Annotated in this window: 19 protein-coding genes; 12 read left to right on the top strand and 7 right to left on the bottom strand. The window is 40.0% G+C overall.

All coding sequences use genetic code 11. The features are described 5' to 3' along the window. Positions 1-129 precede the first annotated feature (129 nt). Positions 130-777: an NADPH-dependent F420 reductase gene (locus EHO58_RS02815; protein WP_135678480.1), complete on the top strand. Its 648-nt coding sequence runs from the start codon at positions 130-132 to the stop codon at positions 775-777. A gap of 5 nt (positions 778-782) precedes the next feature. Here EHO58_RS02815 and EHO58_RS02810 read toward each other — a convergent pair whose 3' ends face one another. The 3 genes from EHO58_RS02810 to EHO58_RS02800 are packed head-to-tail and all read right to left on the bottom strand — an operon-like array spanning position 783 to position 2066. Next, the gene (locus EHO58_RS02810) at positions 783-1172 is read right to left on the bottom strand and encodes a DUF423 domain-containing protein (protein WP_135678478.1); all 390 of its coding nucleotides are present in this window, start codon (positions 1170-1172) and stop codon (positions 783-785) included. Continuing rightward, positions 1153-1743 carry a hypothetical protein gene (locus tag EHO58_RS02805; protein ID WP_135627832.1) on the bottom strand — a complete coding sequence of 197 codons (591 nt, stop codon included), beginning with the start codon at positions 1741-1743 and terminating at the stop codon, positions 1153-1155. The genes EHO58_RS02810 and EHO58_RS02805 overlap by 20 nt, the downstream gene beginning before the upstream one ends. Beyond that, positions 1740-2066 carry a TRL-like family protein gene (locus EHO58_RS02800; RefSeq protein WP_425269428.1) on the bottom strand — a complete coding sequence of 109 codons (327 nt, stop codon included), beginning with the start codon at positions 2064-2066 and terminating at the stop codon, positions 1740-1742. The genes EHO58_RS02805 and EHO58_RS02800 overlap by 4 nt, the downstream gene beginning before the upstream one ends. A gap of 145 nt (positions 2067-2211) precedes the next feature. Between EHO58_RS02800 and rocD the strand changes: the two genes are divergently transcribed. The 4 genes from rocD (at position 2212) to EHO58_RS02780 (ending at position 5923) form a co-directional block, all read left to right on the top strand. After that, positions 2212-3447, top strand: a complete 1236-nt coding sequence (rocD, locus tag EHO58_RS02795; protein ID WP_135678474.1) for an ornithine--oxo-acid transaminase — start codon at positions 2212-2214, stop codon at positions 3445-3447. Between the two features lie 26 nt (positions 3448-3473). Beyond that, entirely contained in the window at positions 3474-3803 is a 330-nt protein-coding gene (locus tag EHO58_RS02790; RefSeq protein WP_135627835.1) for a hypothetical protein, read from the top strand. A gap of 141 nt (positions 3804-3944) precedes the next feature. Continuing rightward, entirely contained in the window at positions 3945-5723 is a 1779-nt protein-coding gene (locus tag EHO58_RS02785; protein WP_135678473.1) for a cation:proton antiporter, read from the top strand. 8 nt (positions 5724-5731) lie between these two features. Next, complete coding sequence (locus EHO58_RS02780) at positions 5732-5923, top strand: DUF1289 domain-containing protein (RefSeq protein WP_135678469.1); 192 nt, start codon at positions 5732-5734, stop codon at positions 5921-5923. Between the two features lies 1 nt (position 5924). Here the strand turns inward: EHO58_RS02780 and EHO58_RS02775 are convergent, their stop codons facing one another. After that, positions 5925-7049, bottom strand: coding sequence for a glycosyltransferase family 4 protein (locus EHO58_RS02775; RefSeq protein ID WP_135678467.1), 1125 nt, complete (start codon positions 7047-7049; stop codon positions 5925-5927). 140 nt (positions 7050-7189) lie between these two features. On the opposite strand from EHO58_RS02775, the gene folE reads away from it, so the two are divergent. Then, positions 7190-7741 carry a GTP cyclohydrolase I FolE gene (gene folE, locus EHO58_RS02770; RefSeq protein ID WP_008591026.1) on the top strand — a complete coding sequence of 184 codons (552 nt, stop codon included), beginning with the start codon at positions 7190-7192 and terminating at the stop codon, positions 7739-7741. Here the strand turns inward: folE and EHO58_RS02765 are convergent. Continuing rightward, the gene (locus EHO58_RS02765; RefSeq protein WP_135678465.1) at positions 7698-8438 is read right to left on the bottom strand and encodes a lysophospholipid acyltransferase family protein; all 741 of its coding nucleotides are present in this window, start codon (positions 8436-8438) and stop codon (positions 7698-7700) included. The genes folE and EHO58_RS02765 overlap by 44 nt on opposite strands. A 154-nt stretch (positions 8439-8592) precedes the next feature. Between EHO58_RS02765 and acs the strand changes: the two genes are divergently transcribed. The 5 genes from acs to mtnP all read left to right on the top strand — a co-directional run bounded on the left by acs (position 8593) and on the right by mtnP (position 15613). Then, positions 8593-10560 carry an acetate--CoA ligase gene (gene acs / locus EHO58_RS02760; protein ID WP_135627840.1) on the top strand — a complete coding sequence of 656 codons (1968 nt, stop codon included), beginning with the start codon at positions 8593-8595 and terminating at the stop codon, positions 10558-10560. Next, on the top strand, positions 10557-11354 hold the full coding sequence (locus tag EHO58_RS02755) for a cobalamin-binding protein (protein ID WP_135678463.1): 798 nt from the start codon (positions 10557-10559) through the stop codon (positions 11352-11354). Before acs ends, EHO58_RS02755 begins: the two co-directional genes overlap by 4 nt. A 69-nt stretch (positions 11355-11423) precedes the next feature. Beyond that, a complete protein-coding gene (locus tag EHO58_RS02750) occupies positions 11424-13019 on the top strand; it encodes a methyl-accepting chemotaxis protein (protein WP_208728715.1) in 1596 nt (531 codons plus the stop codon). Between the two features lie 61 nt (positions 13020-13080). Beyond that, the gene (locus tag EHO58_RS02745) at positions 13081-14670 is read left to right on the top strand and encodes a methyl-accepting chemotaxis protein (RefSeq protein ID WP_135678460.1); all 1590 of its coding nucleotides are present in this window, start codon (positions 13081-13083) and stop codon (positions 14668-14670) included. Positions 14671-14749: 79 nt separating this feature from the next. Further along, complete coding sequence (gene mtnP, locus EHO58_RS02740) at positions 14750-15613, top strand: S-methyl-5'-thioadenosine phosphorylase (RefSeq protein ID WP_100722441.1); 864 nt, start codon at positions 14750-14752, stop codon at positions 15611-15613. Here the strand turns inward: mtnP and EHO58_RS02735 are convergent. Both EHO58_RS02735 and EHO58_RS02730 read right to left on the bottom strand, forming a co-directional pair. Continuing rightward, positions 15604-16461 (bottom strand): alpha/beta hydrolase, encoded by an 858-nt coding sequence (locus tag EHO58_RS02735; RefSeq protein ID WP_135678458.1) that lies wholly within the window; start codon positions 16459-16461, stop codon positions 15604-15606. The genes mtnP and EHO58_RS02735 overlap by 10 nt on opposite strands. Beyond that, the gene (locus EHO58_RS02730; RefSeq protein WP_425269423.1) at positions 16458-17819 is read right to left on the bottom strand and encodes an alkaline phosphatase D family protein; all 1362 of its coding nucleotides are present in this window, start codon (positions 17817-17819) and stop codon (positions 16458-16460) included. The genes EHO58_RS02735 and EHO58_RS02730 overlap by 4 nt, the downstream gene beginning before the upstream one ends. A 61-nt stretch (positions 17820-17880) precedes the next feature. Here EHO58_RS02730 and EHO58_RS02725 point away from each other — a divergent pair, with 61 nt between their 5' ends. Beyond that, positions 17881-19683, top strand: a complete 1803-nt coding sequence (locus tag EHO58_RS02725) for a methyl-accepting chemotaxis protein (protein ID WP_167483175.1) — start codon at positions 17881-17883, stop codon at positions 19681-19683.

The raw sequence follows: 19683 nt of genomic DNA, 5'->3' as shown, positions 1-19683 counted from the left end.
AGTTACAGTTTTATTTCTTTTTTCCAATACAGAAAAAGAATAGAAAGAACAATACATTAGATCCTTTGTCTAAGAACAGTTAAACCGATCCGGTTTGACAATTTTGAAATTATATCTTTGGAGAAATAAATGAAAATCGGAGTTTTAGGAACCGGAATGGTAGGAGAAACCATCGGTAGTAAACTAATCGAAAAAGGGCACGAGGTTAAAATGGGATCTCGTTCCGCTACAAATGAAAAAGCAGCTCAGTGGGTTTCTAGATCCGGAAGTAAAGCTTCTCAAGGAACTTTTAAAGACGCAGCCTCTTTCGGAGACATTCTATTTAATTGTACCAAAGGAGAGATCAGTGTAGAAGTTTTAAAATCCGCCGGAGAAGAAACACTTAAAGGAAAAGTTTTAGTAGATCTCGCAAACGCACTCGATTTCTCTAAAGGAAGACCACCAGGTTTAATTTTTGGCACAAATGATTCTTTAGGAGAAACAATTCAAAAATCTTTTCCAGATCTAAAAGTAGTTAAGACACTTAACACGATGAATTGTACTATTATGGTAAACGCTTCTGCAGTTCCGGGAGAGCATGATGTATTCGTTTGCGGAAACGATTCGGAAGCGAAGAAAAAAGTTTCGGACCTTCTCGCGAAGGATTTCGGTTGGAAAAATATTATAGACCTAGGAGATATCACCGGTGCAAGAGCAACCGAAATGATACTCCCAATTTGGTTAAGATTATACGGAACTTTTGGCAATACGGATTTTAATTTCCATATTACCCGATAAAAAACTTATTCTTTATCAGAAAAAGCGGAGTAAGCGATCGATGCCCAACCGGTCAAAAATGCCAATCCTCCAAAAGGAGTGATTGCACCTAAAACTCTGATCCCAGTTAAAGAAAGTGCATATAATGAACCGGAGAAGATTAAGATCCCACTGAAGATCAGCCAAAAACCGATCCTTCTAAACTTGGATTCTGAAAGTTTTCCACTCAATGCTAGTACGAGTAAAACTACTGCATGAATGAGATGATATCTTGCTCCGGTTTCGTAAATCGCAAGTAAGTCAGGAGTTAATATTGATTTTAACCCATGAGCTCCAAATGCACCTAGAGCCACTGCTAAAAATCCTAATATAGCAGATAAGAATAATGGAATAGAGTTAGAATTTTTGGATGCCATAACTTTGAAACCTCAGACATTTTCTTCTGAATAATCCAAAGATATAGGCGGTGTACTCCACGTCCAGCCTACTATCAAATAAAGCTTCAATAGAATTCGCCTTCATCTGCTCACCCAAGTCTTCGTAAAAACTTTTATTTCCGAAAGTAAAGTGGATCGGAATGAATGCATCGTTAGACCCTCGTTTAATCGGAAGAAACAAACGTACACCGAATTGGCAGCCCTTACTTTCTCCTTCGAATTTTACGATCCTATGCTCAGACCAATCCCAACCATCTAAGGAAGCGTGAAACATATCCTTATGAGGAAAAGAAGTTGTAGTTCGGATATAACCGTCAAAACCTCCCGTCCTCAACTTAGTGGATGACTCTCCGTAATGGATAGAAGGGTCTCTGAAGTTTGCACCATTTAGATGAACATCATTGTCCGGTGGAATTCCAATCCCGGTTGGATAAGGTTCTGGATTCCTGCGGACCAAGGCCCTACCACTTGCTCCCATCTGGATACAACCGACTAACTCAGCTAAGATCAGAATTAGAAAAAGGATCCGTTTATAAGGAATCGGTTTCATTCTTTTTTCAGAAGTCTTTGAGGAAGTTTCACTCCAATCCCGGTAACGCGGGTGCATTTTTCAAAATAAAGAGCGAATATAAAGGATTTATAACTATAGTCCGTTTGAACATCGAATAGAAGGTCCGCTTTATCCTTAACCGCATTTTGGACAGCTGCTTCGTAACTCTCGTCTCCCGTATAAACCATCCAAAGCCAGCTAGTTCCGCAGGATGTACCTTCTAATTTTCCTACCGGTTCCATTCCTCTTACGTCGGAATAACTTTGAGAATAGTACCAACCTGGAGATTTGATATTCGTATAAAGACAGTTCGTAAGGAACATAATCGCAAAAACGATCGGTATGGAAGCGGATATTTTCCAGAAAGAGAATTGCATGTGATAAATTTCAACAAGTTGAAACACAAAAGTCAAGGTAAAATACCGAAATCTCCTTGTGTGACTCTTGAACCGGTTAGAATCGAGTACGATGCATACGCAAACTTCCCAATTTTACTTCGATACCGAAAAAGAGTACGGAGCATATAACTATGAACCTCTTCCCGTGGTGCTGGAAAGAGGGAAAGGTATCTTTCTTTGGGATACGGATGGAAAAAAATATTTCGATTTTCTATCCGCTTACAGCGCTGTGAACCAAGGCCATTGCCATCCTAAAATTATAGAAACATTAAAGGCCCAATCCGAAAAATTAACTCTTACTTCCAGAGCATTCTATAATGACCAACTAGGTCCTATGGAAAAATTTTTATGTGATACATTCGGATTCGATAGAATGGTCCCAATGAACACAGGAGTAGAGGCAGCAGAAACTTCTGTAAAACTTGCAAGAAGATGGGCATACCAAGTTAAAAAAGTTCCCACTGACAAAGCTAGGATCGTTTTTGCTTCCGGAAATTTTTGGGGAAGAAGTATAGGAGCAATTTCCGCATCCACTGATCCCATTAGCAAAGGAGATTTTGGTCCGTTTGTTCCCGGATTTTCTATCATTCCATTTAACGATACGGAAGCCTTAAAAAAAGAATTAGAAGATCCTAATGTAGCCGCATTTATGGTCGAACCCATCCAGGGAGAAGCAGGAGTAATCGTCCCAAGAGAAGGTTATCTCAAAGAAGTACGTAAACTTTGCTCAGAGCATAATGTACTTCTGATCTTGGACGAGGTGCAAACCGGCTTAGGTAGAACCGGAAAACTTTTGGCTGCTGACCATGAGAATGTAAAACCGGATTTGCTCGTGCTTGGCAAAGCATTATCGGGAGGAACTCTGCCGGTCTCCGCGGTATTGGGTTCTGATGAGATTATTCTTACCTTAAAACCGGGAACTCACGGCTCTACATTCGGCGGAAATCCTTTGGCAGCAGCAGTAGCCAAAACCGCAATCCAAGTCTTACTAGAAGAGAATTTATCCGAGAACTCGGATATTAGAGGAACGGAATTCCGCTCTTCTTTGCAAACTTTGAAATCGGAATACCCTGGCAAAGTGAAAGAGATCAGAGGGAAGGGATTGTTAAACGCAGTGGAATTTTTTCCGGATGAGACTGGACCAAGAGCAAAAAAGATCTGCTATAAACTGTTAGAGTCAGGAATTCTCGCAAAACAAACTCATGATCATACGATCCGATTTGCTCCTCCTCTTTGTATTTCCAAAACTGAATTGGAAGAGGCGACTTCTCTCATTCTTCAGACAATCCGTAAAACCCTTGACTAATCTTTCGAATTCGTTTTTCTAAAAGAATGTCGGCTGAAGACAAAAAGTACATCCGAGTTTGGCAAAAACTGAGCGTAAGCGAGGTTTCTTCTCAATTGATGATCATAGATGATCTGTACGGAACTTGCGGAAAATGTAAACATCTGGGACTGAATTATACTAAGGATAAGTCATGTCCTGAATGTGGGACCAAGTTCAAATATCTGGCAACGAACTTAAAATCTCCTGCAGACATCGCCAAAGTTCTGGCTAGAATAGAAAAAGAGAATTTAGATTTTGTACTGATCGATAGAGAAGATTATACTTTGTCCAAAGCAAAAGACGCCGTTAAGGATTTATTTAAGTCCAACGACTGAAATCTCTCTTGGGGCATTGCTCCCTCCTTCTCTGGATACGAAAATTCGTATTAAAAAGTGAATGGACTATATTCATTTAATAATTTCTTTTTGTAATATCCTTCCAACAAAACTAATCTAAGGGGAATTCATACCGAAAAGATGGAACATCATTCACTTACTCTATTAGTCGATATCGCCCTTAGTATTATTTTCGCGACTTTCTTCGCAATCATAGCAAAAGCACTCAAACAACCTTTAGTCTTAGGTTACGTAATCGCTGGATTGATCATCGGCCCATTATTCGGACCTTATGTGGGTGGAAAGCTAACCATCGGTTATGTTAAAAGTGAAGAAAGTATAGAACTGATCTCAGAGATCGGTTTGATCCTTTTATTGTTCATCATCGGTTTAGAGATCGATCTAAAAGAATTGGCCAGAATGGGTCGTTCCATGTTCGCTCTGGGAGTTCTGCAATTTTTCTTGGGTGTTGCAGCCGCTTGGTTTGCGTTCCGTACATTCTTTCCTCCTGCTCCAGGAAATTTTGATCTTCTATACTTTGCGATCGCACTCTCTCTCAGTTCCACAATGATTGTGGTTAAACTTCTGCATGATAAGTTTGAGATCAGTACGGTTGCCGGGCGACTTACGATAGGTGTTTTGGTCTTACAAGATATTTGGGCCATTCTATTTATGGGGATCCAACCGGACTTACAAGATCCTCAAATCTTAAATGTTCTTGGCTCTTTAGTCAAAGGTATCGCTCTTGTTGCTGTTGCTTTCGTAGTCAGCCGTTATATTCTATCCAGAATTTTTCTATTCGCAGCTTCCAAACCTGAATTGGTTTTGATCACTTCGATTGCTTGGTGTTTTTTCTTATGCGGTGTAGCGGAAAAACTCCAACTTTCTAAAGAGATGGGCGCATTGATCGCCGGTGTGAGTATCGCAGCCTTTCCTTATGGCGCAGATGTGATCAGCAAACTTTCCGGGATCAGAGACTTCTTCATTACATTATTCTTCGTAGCTCTTGGAATGAAAATCCAAGCTCCGAGTGCGAGTGATTTAGGATTAGCATTCTTAGCTGTGGGATTCGTTTTAGTGAGCAGAGTATTGATCATTGCTCCGACAGTATTTTTCTCAGGCAAGGGTTTAAGAGCGGGGATTGTTGCCGGTCTGAACTTGGCACAAATTTCTGAATTCTCTTTGGTGATCTTAGCGCTCGGCGTACAAAAGGAACATATAGGAAAAGAACTTCAAGCGATCGTTCTCACTTCTATGATCATTGCTTCTATCATTTCCACTTATGTGATCCTATTTAATGATACGATCGCGAGAGGAATTATCTCCTTCTTATCTATCTTTGGAGTGAAAGAAAACAAAGAACCTTTAGAGTCTCAAGTTACCGGAGAGACCAAAAGAGATATCGTAGTATTAGGATATTTCAGGATCGCTCAAGGTTTGATCGACGGGATAGAAGATGATAAACCTTCCTGGCTCAAAAGAATGTTGGTTGTGGATTTTAATCCAATCTATAGACAAACTTTGGAATCCAAAGGTATTCGTTGGGCATACGGAGACTTAGCGAACCCGGAAAGCCTTCATCATTTAGGAATAGAAGAAGCAAGATATATTGTTTGTACAGTTTCCGATATGATCCTAAAAGGAACTACCAATCGTAGATTGCTTGAATCCTTAAAAAGTATCTGTAGACATCACCAGCCTAAGATCATTTTAACTACGGATGATCCCAAAGAAGCGGAAGTTCTTAGAAATAACGGAGCGGCTCACGTGATCGTTCCGGGTAAAATTTCGGGACTTTCTTTATTCACGGAATTATCCGGAATGGTGGATGTAAACGGAAGCGCTACAATTGTAAAATCTGCAAAAGCAAAACCCAAAAAAACAACGTCGAATAAGAAGAAGGTCAAAAAGACCAAGTAGTTCTTAGGATGATTGTTCGCTCTCCATGTATCAAAATTTGCAATATGGACTATGACACCGGTCTCTGCGAAGGTTGTTATCGCACCCTAGAAGAGATCGGCAGATGGACCATGTATACGGAAGACGAAAGAAAGACAATCCGACTCAAAATAGAAGAAAGGAAAATTTCCCTCGGAAAACCTTCTTTCAAAAATTCTTAAATCAGCTTTTCAATAACTGCAAATATTCTTCTACAATCTCGTTTGCAGATTGTTTCCAATCAAATCTCTTGGAATTTTTTAAACCTTCTTTGGTTTTAGAACTTAGAAGTTTAGGAGAATCCAATAACTTAACAAGGCCCGTTTCAAATGAAAGTGAATCTTTGGGGTCAAAGAAGAATGCAGTATCTTCTAAAATTTCAGGAAGAACACTTGAGTTGGAAGAATATACCGGGCAACCGCAAGACTGAGCTTCTACAGGAGGAAATCCAAATCCTTCATACAAGGAAGGATAAACAAGTAGTTCTGCTGCAGAATATAAAGTGGCCAATTCTTGTTCAGACAGGTAAGGAACCAATTTAATTCTATCTTCCCAACCTTTTGCATCTTCAACCAGATAGTCGGGAAGTTTTCCACCCGAACCTGCAATTACCCAATCCGCTTTGATCCTTTTTTCGGACCAAAGTTTTTTGAGAGATCTAAGTACGAATCCTAAATTCTTATGTTCTTTGCCTATCCCTACGCTGAGCAAGTATCCAGGTTTGAGTTCATACTGTTTCAGGAACTTCTTCTTTTCTGAATCGCTCTTTGGGGAGAACGTTTTGGAATCTAAACCGTTATAGATGGTCCTCATCTGAGATGGAGAAAATGAAAAAACTTCAGTAATATCTTTTGCCGTAAAATCAGAAACAGTAATGATCTTTTTAGCCTTCTTCCTAATGAGTAAAAATACGATCTTCATATAGGATTGTTTCAAAAAAGAAGAATGGAACTGTTTCATTCTAAATGGAATAATATCGTGAATAGTAACAACACAACGATCTAGGAATTTTAAAGGCGCGTTAAAATGTGGGATATCCAATAGATCGAAATCTTTCATCTCAGGAATGCCGAACCATTCTTTGATAGAATAAATTCCTGCATTATATTCTAAAATTTCGTAAGAAGATAAAACCTTTGGAGAAAGATTCTTTTTTATAAGATCAGGATTTCCAAGAAGAATAATCTGAATCCCTTTTTTAGAGGCTGTATCCCCTAACCAATTCAAAAGTCCTTTGATCCTGGAACCGATCCCTGAATGGGCAATCATCCTTGCATCGAATCCGATTTTGATCCTTCTGGCCATCATTGAAAATTAAACCATCGTACAAGTTGAAGTAGGAATGGCAAGCCAATCGCTTTTCCCCTTGAAAAGAGAAGTAAATTACCAAGACTTGTCCAGACGAGTCTAACTACATACATTTTCGAAGCGAAGAACGGAGAGACACCTTGGAAAACGAAGTAACGAGTATATTAAAAGCAATCGGAGAAGATCCGAATAGAGAAGGACTTTTAAACACTCCTAAAAGGGTCCGGAAAGCTTATGAATTCCTGACCTCGGGTTATAAAGCGGACATTGATACGATCGTAAATGGAGCGATCTTCGAAGAGGACAGCCAAGGTATGGTCCTTGTCCGAGATATCGAAATGTATTCTCTCTGCGAACATCATCTTCTTCCTTTTTTTGGAAAGGCTCACGTAGGTTATATCCCGAATAAAAAGATCATAGGGATTTCCAAGATCCCGCGTATCGTAGACGTATTTGCGAGAAGGTTACAGGTTCAAGAAAGAATGACTGAACAAATAGCATACGCCCTCATGGAAGTTCTGGATCCTTTGGGCGTTGCGGTAGTCATCAAAGCAAAACATCTTTGTATGATGATGAGAGGAGTCGAAAAACAAAACTCAGAACTTTTCACCTCTTGTATGCTCGGAGAATTTAAAACGAATATGGTTACTAGGAGCGAGTTTCTGGATTTAATTCGGACCGGGTCGACCTAGAAGATTTAGATCTAAGTTCTTCCGCCTTTTGCTCTGCTCGATTTTTATTTTCGAGCATTGCTTTCTCCACTTTCAATCTTTCTCTTTCAAAGCCGGCCTCGTCTAGATCTCTAGGAATCATAATAGGCTCACCGTAAGAGATCACGAAAGTTGTGAAAGGTTTTGGGATCCTATGTTTGTCCCAAGACTTCTCCGCAATCCATTGTTTTGTACATTCATAATGAAAAGGTAAGATAGGAACCTGGGAAACTTGTGCTGCAGCAATCACTCCAGGTTGAACAATCCAAGCAGGACCTCTAGGCCCGTCGGGAGTAAATGCTGCCGGAAGATTTTTTCTCAAGTGAACGATCATAGCCTTAAGAGCTTTGGATCCACCTTTTGAGGAACTCCCGCGAATACTTCCGTTACCGAATCTATGCACCACTCCGGTGATAAAATCCCCATCTTTAGATTCGGAGATCAATACTGCTAATTTACGATTCTTATTCAAGTATGGTGAATAAAGAACGTTCGTATGCCAAACGCAGAGGATAAACGGCTTCTTCAGAGGATAAAGAGAATTAAAATGCTCCTTTCCTAATTCTACCTTTCTTGAGGTGAGTCCGATGATCCTTTGTAAAAAAACTACAATCGTAGGCACCAACCAAACTAAGAACCTACGCTTAAAACTTTCCCGAGTATCCAATTTTTCCGACATTGAGGCGAGCCTGCTGTAATGCGGTCGGGGGAGAATTCTTTTTTTACATAACAGGCTCGATTTTATATAAAAACTCTCATACAATTTAACGAGAAGAATGAGTGGACAATACTGAAATTAAAAAGTTTCGTATTCGATTGCGAAGGAATAAGCCATGTCGAAAGAAAGAATCGTCCAGCCGTTCGCTCATTTCAAAAAAACGGCAAATATCAACCTCAAAGATTATAAGGCATTATACAAAGAATCCATAGAGAACCCTAAAAAGTTTTGGGCCAGAGAAGCTTCTACCCGACTTACCTGGTTCAAAAAATGGAACAAGGTTTTAGATCACGATTTTAAGAATGCAAAAGTAAAATGGTTCGAAGGAGGCAAGATCAATGTCTCTTATAATTGCCTGGACCGTTATATAGATACTCCCTTAAAAAACAAAGCTGCAATCATATGGGAAGGGGATAATCCTCAAGAATCTAAAACTTATACCTATTACGATCTTTATCGTGAAGTAAATAAGTTCGCAAACGTTCTGAAAAATTCAGGGATCCGAAAAGGTGACGTGGTCATGGTTTACCTGCCTATGATCCCGGAACTTGCTATTACAATTCTTGCATGTACTCGTATCGGTGCAATCCACTCGGTCGTGTTCGGAGGTTTTTCTCCGGAAGCTCTACAAAGTAGGATAGAAGATTGTAAACCGAGACTCATCATAACTTCCGACGGAGGTTATAGAGGTGGGAAAAGTCTGGATCTCAAAAAAGCGGTCGACACTGCTTTGGATCAATCTTCTGAAAAAGTAAATAATGTGATCGTTGTCAGAAGGACCGGACAAGAAACGGAACTGAATTGGAAAGAAGGTAGAGATCGTTGGTGGCATTATCTAATGAATGATCCAGATCTTCCTGCATATTGTAAGCCTGAACAAATGGATTCGGAAGACCCTTTGTTCATTCTATATACTTCAGGTTCTACCGGAAAACCGAAAGGAGTTCTTCATACTACTGGAGGATATCTTCTCGGGGTCAATATGACCTTTCATTATGTTTTTGATATCAAACCTACGGATACATATTGGTGTACTGCGGATATCGGTTGGGTAACAGGTCATAGTTATTTAGTGTATGGCCCACTTTCAAATGGTGCCACTTCTATCATGTTTGAAGGAGTTCCTACTTATCCAGATGTGGGAAGATTCTGGGATGTGATCGATAAACACGGAGTCACAGTATTCTATACGGCACCTACCGCTATCCGTTCTTTAATGAGAGAAGGAACAGATCCTATCGAAAAAAGAAACCTGAGTTCTCTCCGATTGATTGGATCCGTAGGAGAACCGATCAATCCGGAAGCATGGGAATGGTATTTTAAACATGTCGGAAAATCCAAATGTCCTATCGTAGACACTTGGTGGCAGACAGAAACCGGAGCGATCATGATCTCTCCTTTGCCCGGTGCAATTGCTCAAAAGCCAGGATCTGCAACTCTTCCATTCTTCGGGGTACAACCTGTTCTTTTAGATGACGAAGGAAAAGAGATCAACTCCAAGGGAGAAGTTTCCGGAAACTTAGCGATCAAATCTCCTTGGCCTTCCATGATGAGAGGAGTGTTTAAGGATCCGAAAAGATTTTTCGATACCTACTTCTCCATTTATAAAGGTTACTATTTTACCGGAGACGGGGCAAGAAGGGACAAAGACGGATATTATTGGATCACCGGTCGTGTGGACGACGTGATTAACGTATCAGGTCATAGGATCGGCTCCGCAGAAGTGGAAAGTGCACTTGTCGAGAACCTTTCCGTAGCAGAAGCAGCCGTTGTAGGATTTCCACATGATATCAAGGGCCAGGGAATTTATGCATACGTCACAGTGAAAGAAGGTGTGACTACAAATGATTCTCTCAAAAAAGAACTGATTGCAACTGTGGAAAAAATGATCGGAAAGATCGCAAGACCTGACGTGATCCATTGGGCACCTGGACTTCCTAAAACCAGATCCGGAAAAATTATGAGAAGGATCTTGCGTAAGATCGCTTCAAGTGAGTTCGAAGGTTTGGGAGATATCTCTACCTTAGCCGATCCAAGTGTAGTGGAAAAATTAATAGATGATAAGAAGAAGTATCACAGTTGAGTAAAATCGGTCCGCAAAGAATCGTATGTTTAACTGAAGAGACTACTGAACTTCTCTATTTATTAGGGGAAGAAGAAAGGATCGTAGGCATCTCCGCATATACGGAAAGACCTCCTCAGGCAAAAGAAGAAAAGCCTAGAGTATCCGCTTTTATTAACGGAAACATAAAGAGGATCAAGGAACTAGATCCTGATTTGGTTGTGGGTTTTTCGGATATTCAGGCACAACTTTCCCATGATCTAGTAAAAGAAGGACTGAATGTACTGATCACCAACCAAAGAAGTTTGGAGGAAATTTTCCAAACCATTCTAATGGTGGGATCGCTGATCGGAAAATCCGAACAGGTTTCTAAACTTGTTGAATCGTATAAAAAAAGATTAAACGAGATAAAAGAACGTTCTTCTTCTAAACCAAAACTTAAGGTGTTTTTCCAAGAATGGGATCATCCGATTATCACAGGGATCAGATGGGTTTCAGAATTATTGGAAATCGTGGGAGCAGTAGATTGTTTCGGCCATTTGAAAGAAAAATCCTTGGCCAAAGACAGGATTATAAGTCTTCATGAAGTAGCTGATGCAAAACCGGATCTGATTATCGGAAGCTGGTGTGGAAAACCTATGGACTTCGAATGGGTACGCACCAGGGAAGAATGGAAAGATATTCCTGCGATCAAAAACGATAAAATTTTCGAAATGGATCCTGCGATCATTTTACAACCGGGGCCTGCCTTATTCGAAGAAGGTATCCTGGAAATGAACCGGATCTTAGAAGAAGTGAGAACCTCTCTTTCTTAAGTTCCGGATATAATATTAGGCGAATTTAATAACAAAATCAAATCTGCCGGAAGGTGAATGATGAATTCCATGGTAAATTCCGCGATCTCTAAAGAATCGTCTATAGCAAAAATTTGGACGAACGGTGCTATTGTTATCAACCGGATCCGCTTAGGACTAGTGGTTCTTTTTATTCTAACCCTGATCGGAGTTTCTAAAACAAACCATCCTACTCAGGTAATTGCCCATTCTGTCGGAACAGGTTTGATGGCACTATATTGTATCTTCGAATTTTTCCTAGCGAGAGGAGGAAGAGTCGGGATCGGATTCCAAAAGACATTAGTGATTTTGGACGTAATCATTCTTTCTGCGATCATGGCTGCTGACTGTAGTATCGGTCCGATAGTGGCGAGAGATACCCTTGCAAACATGATCCTATTCTTCATTTATTTTTATATAATGATCTATTCTTCTTTATTGGGAGAAAAAAAATTCGTACTTCTTGTCGGCTTATTGACCGCCATCGGAGTTGCAATCGCACTTTATGTAGGCTGGAAAAGTGGCCTGGTATTAACTGAGAATGCAAGCAAGTCTAAAGATCCTGACACTCTGATCTTCTCTGTTCAAATCGTAAAGATCGGTTTTATGATCACTGCAAGCGTGATCCTATATCAATTGATGAGATTATTCGAAAATCTAACTGCAGAAGGTTCTAGATTATTTGGAGAATCCCAAGTATTCTTAACTCAAATCAAAGATAACCAAAACATCATTCGCAACTCAGCAGAAAACTTAGAAACATCTATTAAAGAATTTGCAGGTTATATTGCAAGGACCGGGGAGAAGATGGAATCCCAGGCCGCCGCTTTGGAAGAAGTCAACGCCGTATTAGAAGAACTTTCCGCTTCTTCTATTAATAATACTCAGTCGATTGAAACTCAGAATGAAAGTATTTCGGGGCTTTCTTCGAACTCTCAAAAGCTGGGAGGGATCATCGGAGATATTACTGAATACAGTGAAACACTTTCCGTATTTGCAGAAGAGAACAAAGCGGATATGGAGAATGTTACTATCGCCGCTGAGAGAACGAATTCTTATCTCGCGGATATTGCAAATTCATTCAACAGAGTAGATGAGATCAACCAGATCATGGGAGAGATTGCGGATAAAACGAACCTTCTCGCATTGAACGCATCCATAGAAGCAGCAAGAGCAGGTGTCGCAGGAAGAGGATTTGCAGTGGTAGCAAACGAGGTCAGTAAACTCGCGGACTTCACTTCTGAAAATGCAAAATCCATTTCTTCTATCGTGAAACAATCCCAAAGTTTTATCAATGAAGCAAAGGTCGCTTCCGCAGAAACCGGAGATCTTACCGAAAAACAAAAATTCAAATTGATCCAGACAACCGATCGTATTGTCCAAATGAACGAACTCTATAAGGAACAAAAATTTATTCTTAAAAGTTTCTTAAATGAATTGGATACGATCAAGTCTGCTTCCACGGATATTCTGGAATCCACCAAAGAGCAAACTCTTGGCCAGAACGAATTGATGAAAACAATGAGTCAGTTGGAAAAAGACATAAACGAGATCAGTGAAGAATCCACTAAACTAAACACTGAGATCGACAAGATCAATAGCCAGGCTTCAGAGTTAAGAGTACTGAGCGGACATTCTTCCGAATAAAAGAACACCAACGTTAGTCTGACTAGGGAAATTCCGTCTATTCCTCTTAATCGAGGTAAGAATGGAAACTTCCCAGCTAAAAACGGAGTCCACGATCCTACAGATCTGGAAGAACGGTGCTATCGTTATTAACAGAATACGATTGGGCCTAGTCTTACTTTTTATCATTTCTTTAGCCGGAGCTTATAAAAGTTTCCAGCCTCTACAATTTATGGTCCATGCAGGCGGCACAGCTTTCATGGGCCTTTACTGTATCTTCAATTTTGCGGTGAATCGCAAAAGGAATATGTCCATCGGATTCCACAAACTTTTCGTGTTATTCGATGTGAATGTTCTAAGCGCCACATTAATCTTAGATACTTTTGTTTCTCCTGATGTGGCGGCCGGAACTTTAAAGAACGTCGTATTATTCTTCATTTATTTTTATATAATGATCTACTCCTGCCTTTTAGGAGAAAGGATCTTCGTTTTGATAGTGGGAGCATTCTCCACCGCAGGCGCTATCATCGCTCTTATATGTGCACTCCAGAACGGAGTAGGGTTTGTAAATGATCCGGAAGCAGCAAAACTTCCCTATAACCTGAGCGGTTCTACTGAGATAATCAAGATTGCATTCATATTTGTTGCGAGCGTGATACTTGCCCAACTAATGAGATTGTTCTTAAGGTTAACTGTAGAAGGAAATCGCCTCTACACCGATTCCAAAGATTTACTCGAAAAGTTAAGTGAGAACCAAACAATCATTAAAGATTCTGCAATTAGTTTAGAGGATTCTATCGTTAAATTCGCTCAGTTCATCAATCGGACAGGAGAAAAGATGGAATCTCAAGCCGCAGCTTTGGAAGAAGTCAACGCTGTATTAGAAGAACTTTCCGCTGCCTCTACAAATACTTCTAGATCTATCAAATCACAAAATGCAAGTTTGGGTGAGCTTGCGGATGATTCGAAAAAGTTAGGGGAAATAGTTTCAAACATCACGGGGTATAGCGAAGCACTTTCTACATTCGCAAATGATAATAAGGCGGATATGGAGAATGTTACCATCGCCGCTGAAAAAACAAAATCCTATTTGGCAGACATTGCAGGTTCCTTTGACAAAGTAGATCAGATCAACCAAATCATGGGAGAAATTGCGGATAAAACAAACCTTCTCGCGTTGAACGCGTCTATCGAGGCGGCCCGCGCAGGAGAAGCAGGAAGAGGATTTGCAGTAGTAGCAAACGAGGTCAGCAAACTCGCGGACTTCACTTCAGAAAATGCAAAATCCATTTCAGCAATCGTGAGGCAGTCCCAGAGTTTTATCCAAGAAGCAAAAAGCGCTTCTGCAGAAACCGGAGATCTGACTGAAAAACAAAAATTTAAGATCCTGGAAACTTCTGATAGGATCGTCCAGATGAATAAACTTTATCTGGAACAGAGAAACATTATCCGTAAGTTCTTAAGTGAATTGGAAAGTATCAAATCGGTTTCGAATGAGATCCATGAATCCGAAAAAGAACAATCCTTAGGGCAAAAGGAAATGATACGGACCATGTCCCAATTAGAAAAAGATATTAATGAGATTAACGAGGATTCAGCCAACTTAAACTCGGAAATTGATCGGATCAAAACGAAGGCTTCTGAACTAAAAGTATTGAGCAATAATTCCTAAAACCTTTTCGTTTCCTTCTTCTTTACAATCGGACCCATATTTCGATATATGGAATTTATTCCAATCGAGAGGAGAAGATATGGGGACTAAAGTAAAAGCTGCAGTTATCGGAGGCACAGGTCTCTATAGTCTGGATGGAATGGAACTTGTAGAGGAAGTTCTTCCGGAAACTCCTTGGGGCAAACCTTCCGACACGATCAAGATCGGAAAGATCCACGACAAATTAATCGCATTTCTCCCTCGACATGGTGTGGGACATTTTATTATGCCTCACGAAGTGCCTATGAAGGCAAATATCTGTGCACTTAAAATTTTAGGTGTAGAAGAGATCGTAGCATTCAGTTCCGTCGGAAGTTTGAGAGAAGAGATCAAACCTTTGGACTTTGTGCTTCCAAGTCAGATCATAGACAGGACCAGAGGAAGAGAGTCTACATTTTTCGGAAAAGGCGTGGTGGCTCATGCTCCTTTCGCTGATCCTTTTTCCCAAAACTTAAGCGATAGAATTAATAAAGCTGCTGCAAAAGTAAATCTTCCAATCCACCAAAACAAAACTTTGGTTTGTATGGAAGGTCCTTTATTCTCCACAAGAGCTGAATCTCATATGTATCGTTCTTGGGGCGGAGATATCATTAATATGAGTGTTCTTCCGGAAGCTAAACTTGCAAGAGAAGCCGAGATCGCTTACCAAATGGTCTGTATGTCCACAGATTATGATTGTTGGAGAGAGAATGAAGAAGCAGTCACTGCAGAAATGGTAATGGCAAACTTAGGAAAGAATGCAGAGAATGCTAAAAAACTTTTGAGCGCTTTGATCCCTTCTCTTGGAAATGGAGACGATTTGAGCCTGAAGAATAGCACTAAGTATTCTATCATTACTGCTCCTGAGAGAAGAAATCCGGACACAGTTGCAAAACTAAAAGTTTTATTTCCGGATTATCTCTGAGAGTTTGATTTTCTTCGGTTTAGATGGACCGACTCTAAAATATTAGCCAACCCCTTTTGGTATTCAGGATAGAAGGAGAGATTATTATGATTTCCCCCTTCTATTTCCAAAAATTCTATCTTTATTCCGGATTCCAAAGCGGTTTTGAATAATTTCTTTCCTTGTCTAAAAGGAACAATCTCGTCTTCATTCCCATGAATGATACTGACCGGCGAATGTAATTTTCCGATCTTATCCTCCGATTTAAGAGAATAAGCCAAAAACCATTCAGGCACAAATGGATAATATTCCTTTGCGAGATCCGCCAAGGAAGTATAAGGAGTTTCTAATATAATATAGCCAGGATTCGTTTTAGTTCCTAAATCCACAACAACTCCGGTCCCGATGGATCTTCCATAAAGAATGATCTCATTCTCTTTTTTTAATTTATCCGTTTTCAGATATTCGTACCAGCGTTCTGCATCCTGGTACATTCCTTTCTCGGTTAGTTTGGCTCTACTTTTACCATAACCCCTATAATCGGTCATGAGAAGGTCCCAGCCTCTCGGAACAAAGTCCTCTGCAACTCCGCCCCAACTTCTTAAACTTCCTGCGTTTCCATGAAAATACAGAACAGTACCTTTTGAAGGTCCTTGGGCAGGGAAGAATAATGCATATATCTTCTCTCCGTCTTCCAACTCCAAAGAAACTTCCTGAAATGTATAAGAAAATGAGAAATGAAAGTCCTCGGGTAGAATTTCCGGAAAGAAGATCAGTTTGTCCTGGTTCGAATACAATAACCCGAAAAGCCCCAGAAAAATGATGAATATAACCGAGATAAGATATAACATAAACTTTTGGATTTTCATTTGGCCTTAATATCCCTGGACCAAAGTTCTTTTCCGGAAGAATCAAAAATTCTAAACACTAAGCTCCTTTGTTTTAAAGGACCTGTAATTTCTATAGTTCCAAAATTCCTTTTATCATCCACCATTGTACCTTCGATCCTCAAAGGATTTTTTTCAGTAATCGGTGCATGAGTAGAAGAAGTTAAAGGTGAAACCGTAAAATCATATACTGGATACTCGAATCCTTCCTGGATATATGATAATTCCGTAAAATGTCTATCTCCCGTTAAAAATATCAGGTTTTTTATCTTCAATTTGGCGATTTTGGAAAGAAGTTTTTCCCTTTCTTCCGCATATGTAGAATAATTTTCAAAAACGGATAACGGATTTAAGACCTGGCCCCCTACTACCACAAACTTAAAAGTCGCTTTGGAGAATGCCAAACCGTTCACCAACCAATCTAATTGTTCTTCTCCGAAAAATAATCTGGATCCTGTTTTATTATCATTCGCAGTCCTAAAACTACGATCGTCCATCAAAAAGAATTGTGCATCTCCCCAAGTGAAAGATCCGTATATTCCTTTTTTCGAATAGTTCGGATTCGCCCAGAATAGTTTGAAAATTTCTTCGGCGGTAGCTCCCATCCAAAAGGAAGCATCCCCATCATTAGGCCCCCAATCATGATCATCCCAAACTGCATAATGGTGAACATTCGCGAGCAACGGTTGGAGTTCCGCCAAGGATCTTTGCTCAGTATAACGATAAATGAAACCTGTCCTAGATTCCCAATCGGGTTCTCTTAAATAAATATTATCTCCCATCCAAAGCATAAAGTCCGGCTTTTGAGCCGAGATGGATTTGTAGATAAAATATTCTCCTCCATATGGTTTTGCTTGTGTATCATATTTAGGATCGTTAACAAATGCACAACTTCCCAGAGCGAATTTGATATCGGGTGGTCCGCTTTGTTTGCCTATCCAAATAGGTTGCGTTCTAAATTTTTGCTCCGACTTAGGTTCTTGGTACTTTCCGTTTATATAAAGTATATATTCGTATATTTTTCCGGGTTCCAACACATCTGCGATCAGATGAGCGACATTTCCTTTATGATGTTCCGTATTCACTTCTCGAGTTATTTGGCTTTGCTCCGGGCTTCCGGAAATAAAATATTTCGCATATACTTTAGAAGGATTCTTAGTCTGGACCCAAATTTTCACTTCTTTATGAGTCGAGTAACCTAACATAGGCCCCGATTGGATACTAGAAGGCGAAGCTGTGTCGGTTGACTGACTTTTTCCATAAATTGCAAAATCGATGTAAAAGAATCCAAACAGTAAAATCAACAAAGGGGTGGATGATAAAAGCGATCTGCGTCTCATTGTCATGAAATATCTTGAAGCCTTATGCTTCTTTCAAATCAAAAAAAGGGAAAGAACGGAAATGACGAGGGGAGAATCTAGAAAACTCAGATGGAGACTGACTTTAGGTCTGGAGCTATTAACTTCCATTCTTGCCGTTCCTTTGGCAGTTCTATTCATTATAGCAGCAGGAGCGTATGACTTCAATAAGGCGATCGCCTTGATCGGATCCTCCACTGTTGTACTTACCACCTCTTATATTGTTCCCACAATACGATTTTTGTATTTGGGAAGGCTTTTGTCCAACCTGGAACCCAATAATTGGGAAAAGCTAAACACAAAAGGAAAAGTAGAAGTTAAGAAAAAACTTCTAAACTTCCCACTTTTTAATACGGCGTTTTATATCGTGCAATGGAGTTACGGAATTCCCGCTGCATGGAAATTAATGCATTTTTTCTTTATCCCGGAATTTTTCGAATCAGCTCCATTCTTACTATTACCTCTGATCATTTATCCTCCTTTGGGAATTTCACATTTCTTTTTAACTGAGTCCGTACTCTCGGAAGTATTGGAGTCGGATAGATTGAATGGGCTTCCATTAGAAGAAAAAGATATTCGTAAGGTTTCTATTTTTGCGCGGATTATTTCTACAATTGCGTCCATCTCTTTATTACCCGTTGTGATCTTCGGTTATCTATTAGTTGAGGAGACTTCCGGTTGGCTAAAATTGGGAGATGTTACTTTAGCTCTTTCTCTCACCATACTTTTTATGGTGATCACTCTCACTATTTCTTCATACCTGTTAGCTTCTAGCATTCGCAGGAACTCTAAAAATATGATGAACGCATTTACTGAGATGTCCCAAGGTGAGTTAGATATCCTACTTCCTATGGTTTCTACGGATGAGTTAGGAAGAAGTAGCAAGATGTTAAATGATTTTGTGAAACGACTTAGGATCGTCGTTAAAACCGTAATCAAAGAATCAGAAAAACTTTCTCAGAGCTCCAAGGTTTTAGAAGAAAAAACAAAAGATCTTTCGATAAAAATGCAAGAACAGGCTGCTTCTACGGAACAAATGAGTTCTGGGGTGGAAGAAATTGCTGCATCTATTCAATCCACTTCTTCTAGAGCAGAGAGCCAATCAGATACTGTAAAACAGGCATCTGCATCTCTCGCTGAACTAGAGGATAGGATCCGAAATGTTCATACTTCACTGATGGATACAAAAAACGACGCGGAAAGAATGAGATTAGAAACTTCTAATGGAGAATCCGCTTTACAATCCACTCGAGATGCAATGGCAGAGATAGAATCCAATACTGCTAAAATGGAAGCGAGCGTGAATGTAATCCATGAGATTACTGATAGGATCGGACTTCTTTCCTTGAATGCTGCGATCGAAGCCGCTCGCGCAGGAGAAGCAGGGAAAGGTTTTGCGGTAGTCGCCCAAGAGATCTCCAAATTGGGAGAACAAACCCAAGAGAATGCAAAAAGGATCCGGGCAACATTGGCAGAAGCGGTAAAGGCAACCAACTCTGGAAGAGAAGTTTTAGGAAATACGGAAGTTGCTTTCAGAAGAATAGGCGACACTGCTCAAAATACTTCCGAAAGAATATTACAAGTTTCTTCCTTATCTGAATCACAATTGGTGGCAAGCGCTCAGGTAAAAAATGCGTTTTCTGAACTGATCCGATCTGCAGAGGAGATCCGAAATCATACTAAAGAACAATCCCAGACTTCTTTGGAATTTTCTAAGACGATCGGAAGTATTTCAGAAGCTACTGAGTTTTTGAACGGAATAGTAAACGATATTGATTCTCTTGCAGAGAAGCTTGCTCATCAGGCAAGCTCTTTGAAAAAAGAAGTAGAATTCTTTAAAACCTAA

The sequence above is a fragment of the Leptospira selangorensis genome (assembly GCF_004769405.1).
Lineage (GTDB): Bacteria > Spirochaetota > Leptospiria > Leptospirales > Leptospiraceae > Leptospira_B > Leptospira_B selangorensis.
The sequence above is the reverse complement of the archived record's forward strand: the minus strand, read 5'-3'. Positions and strand labels throughout refer to the sequence as shown.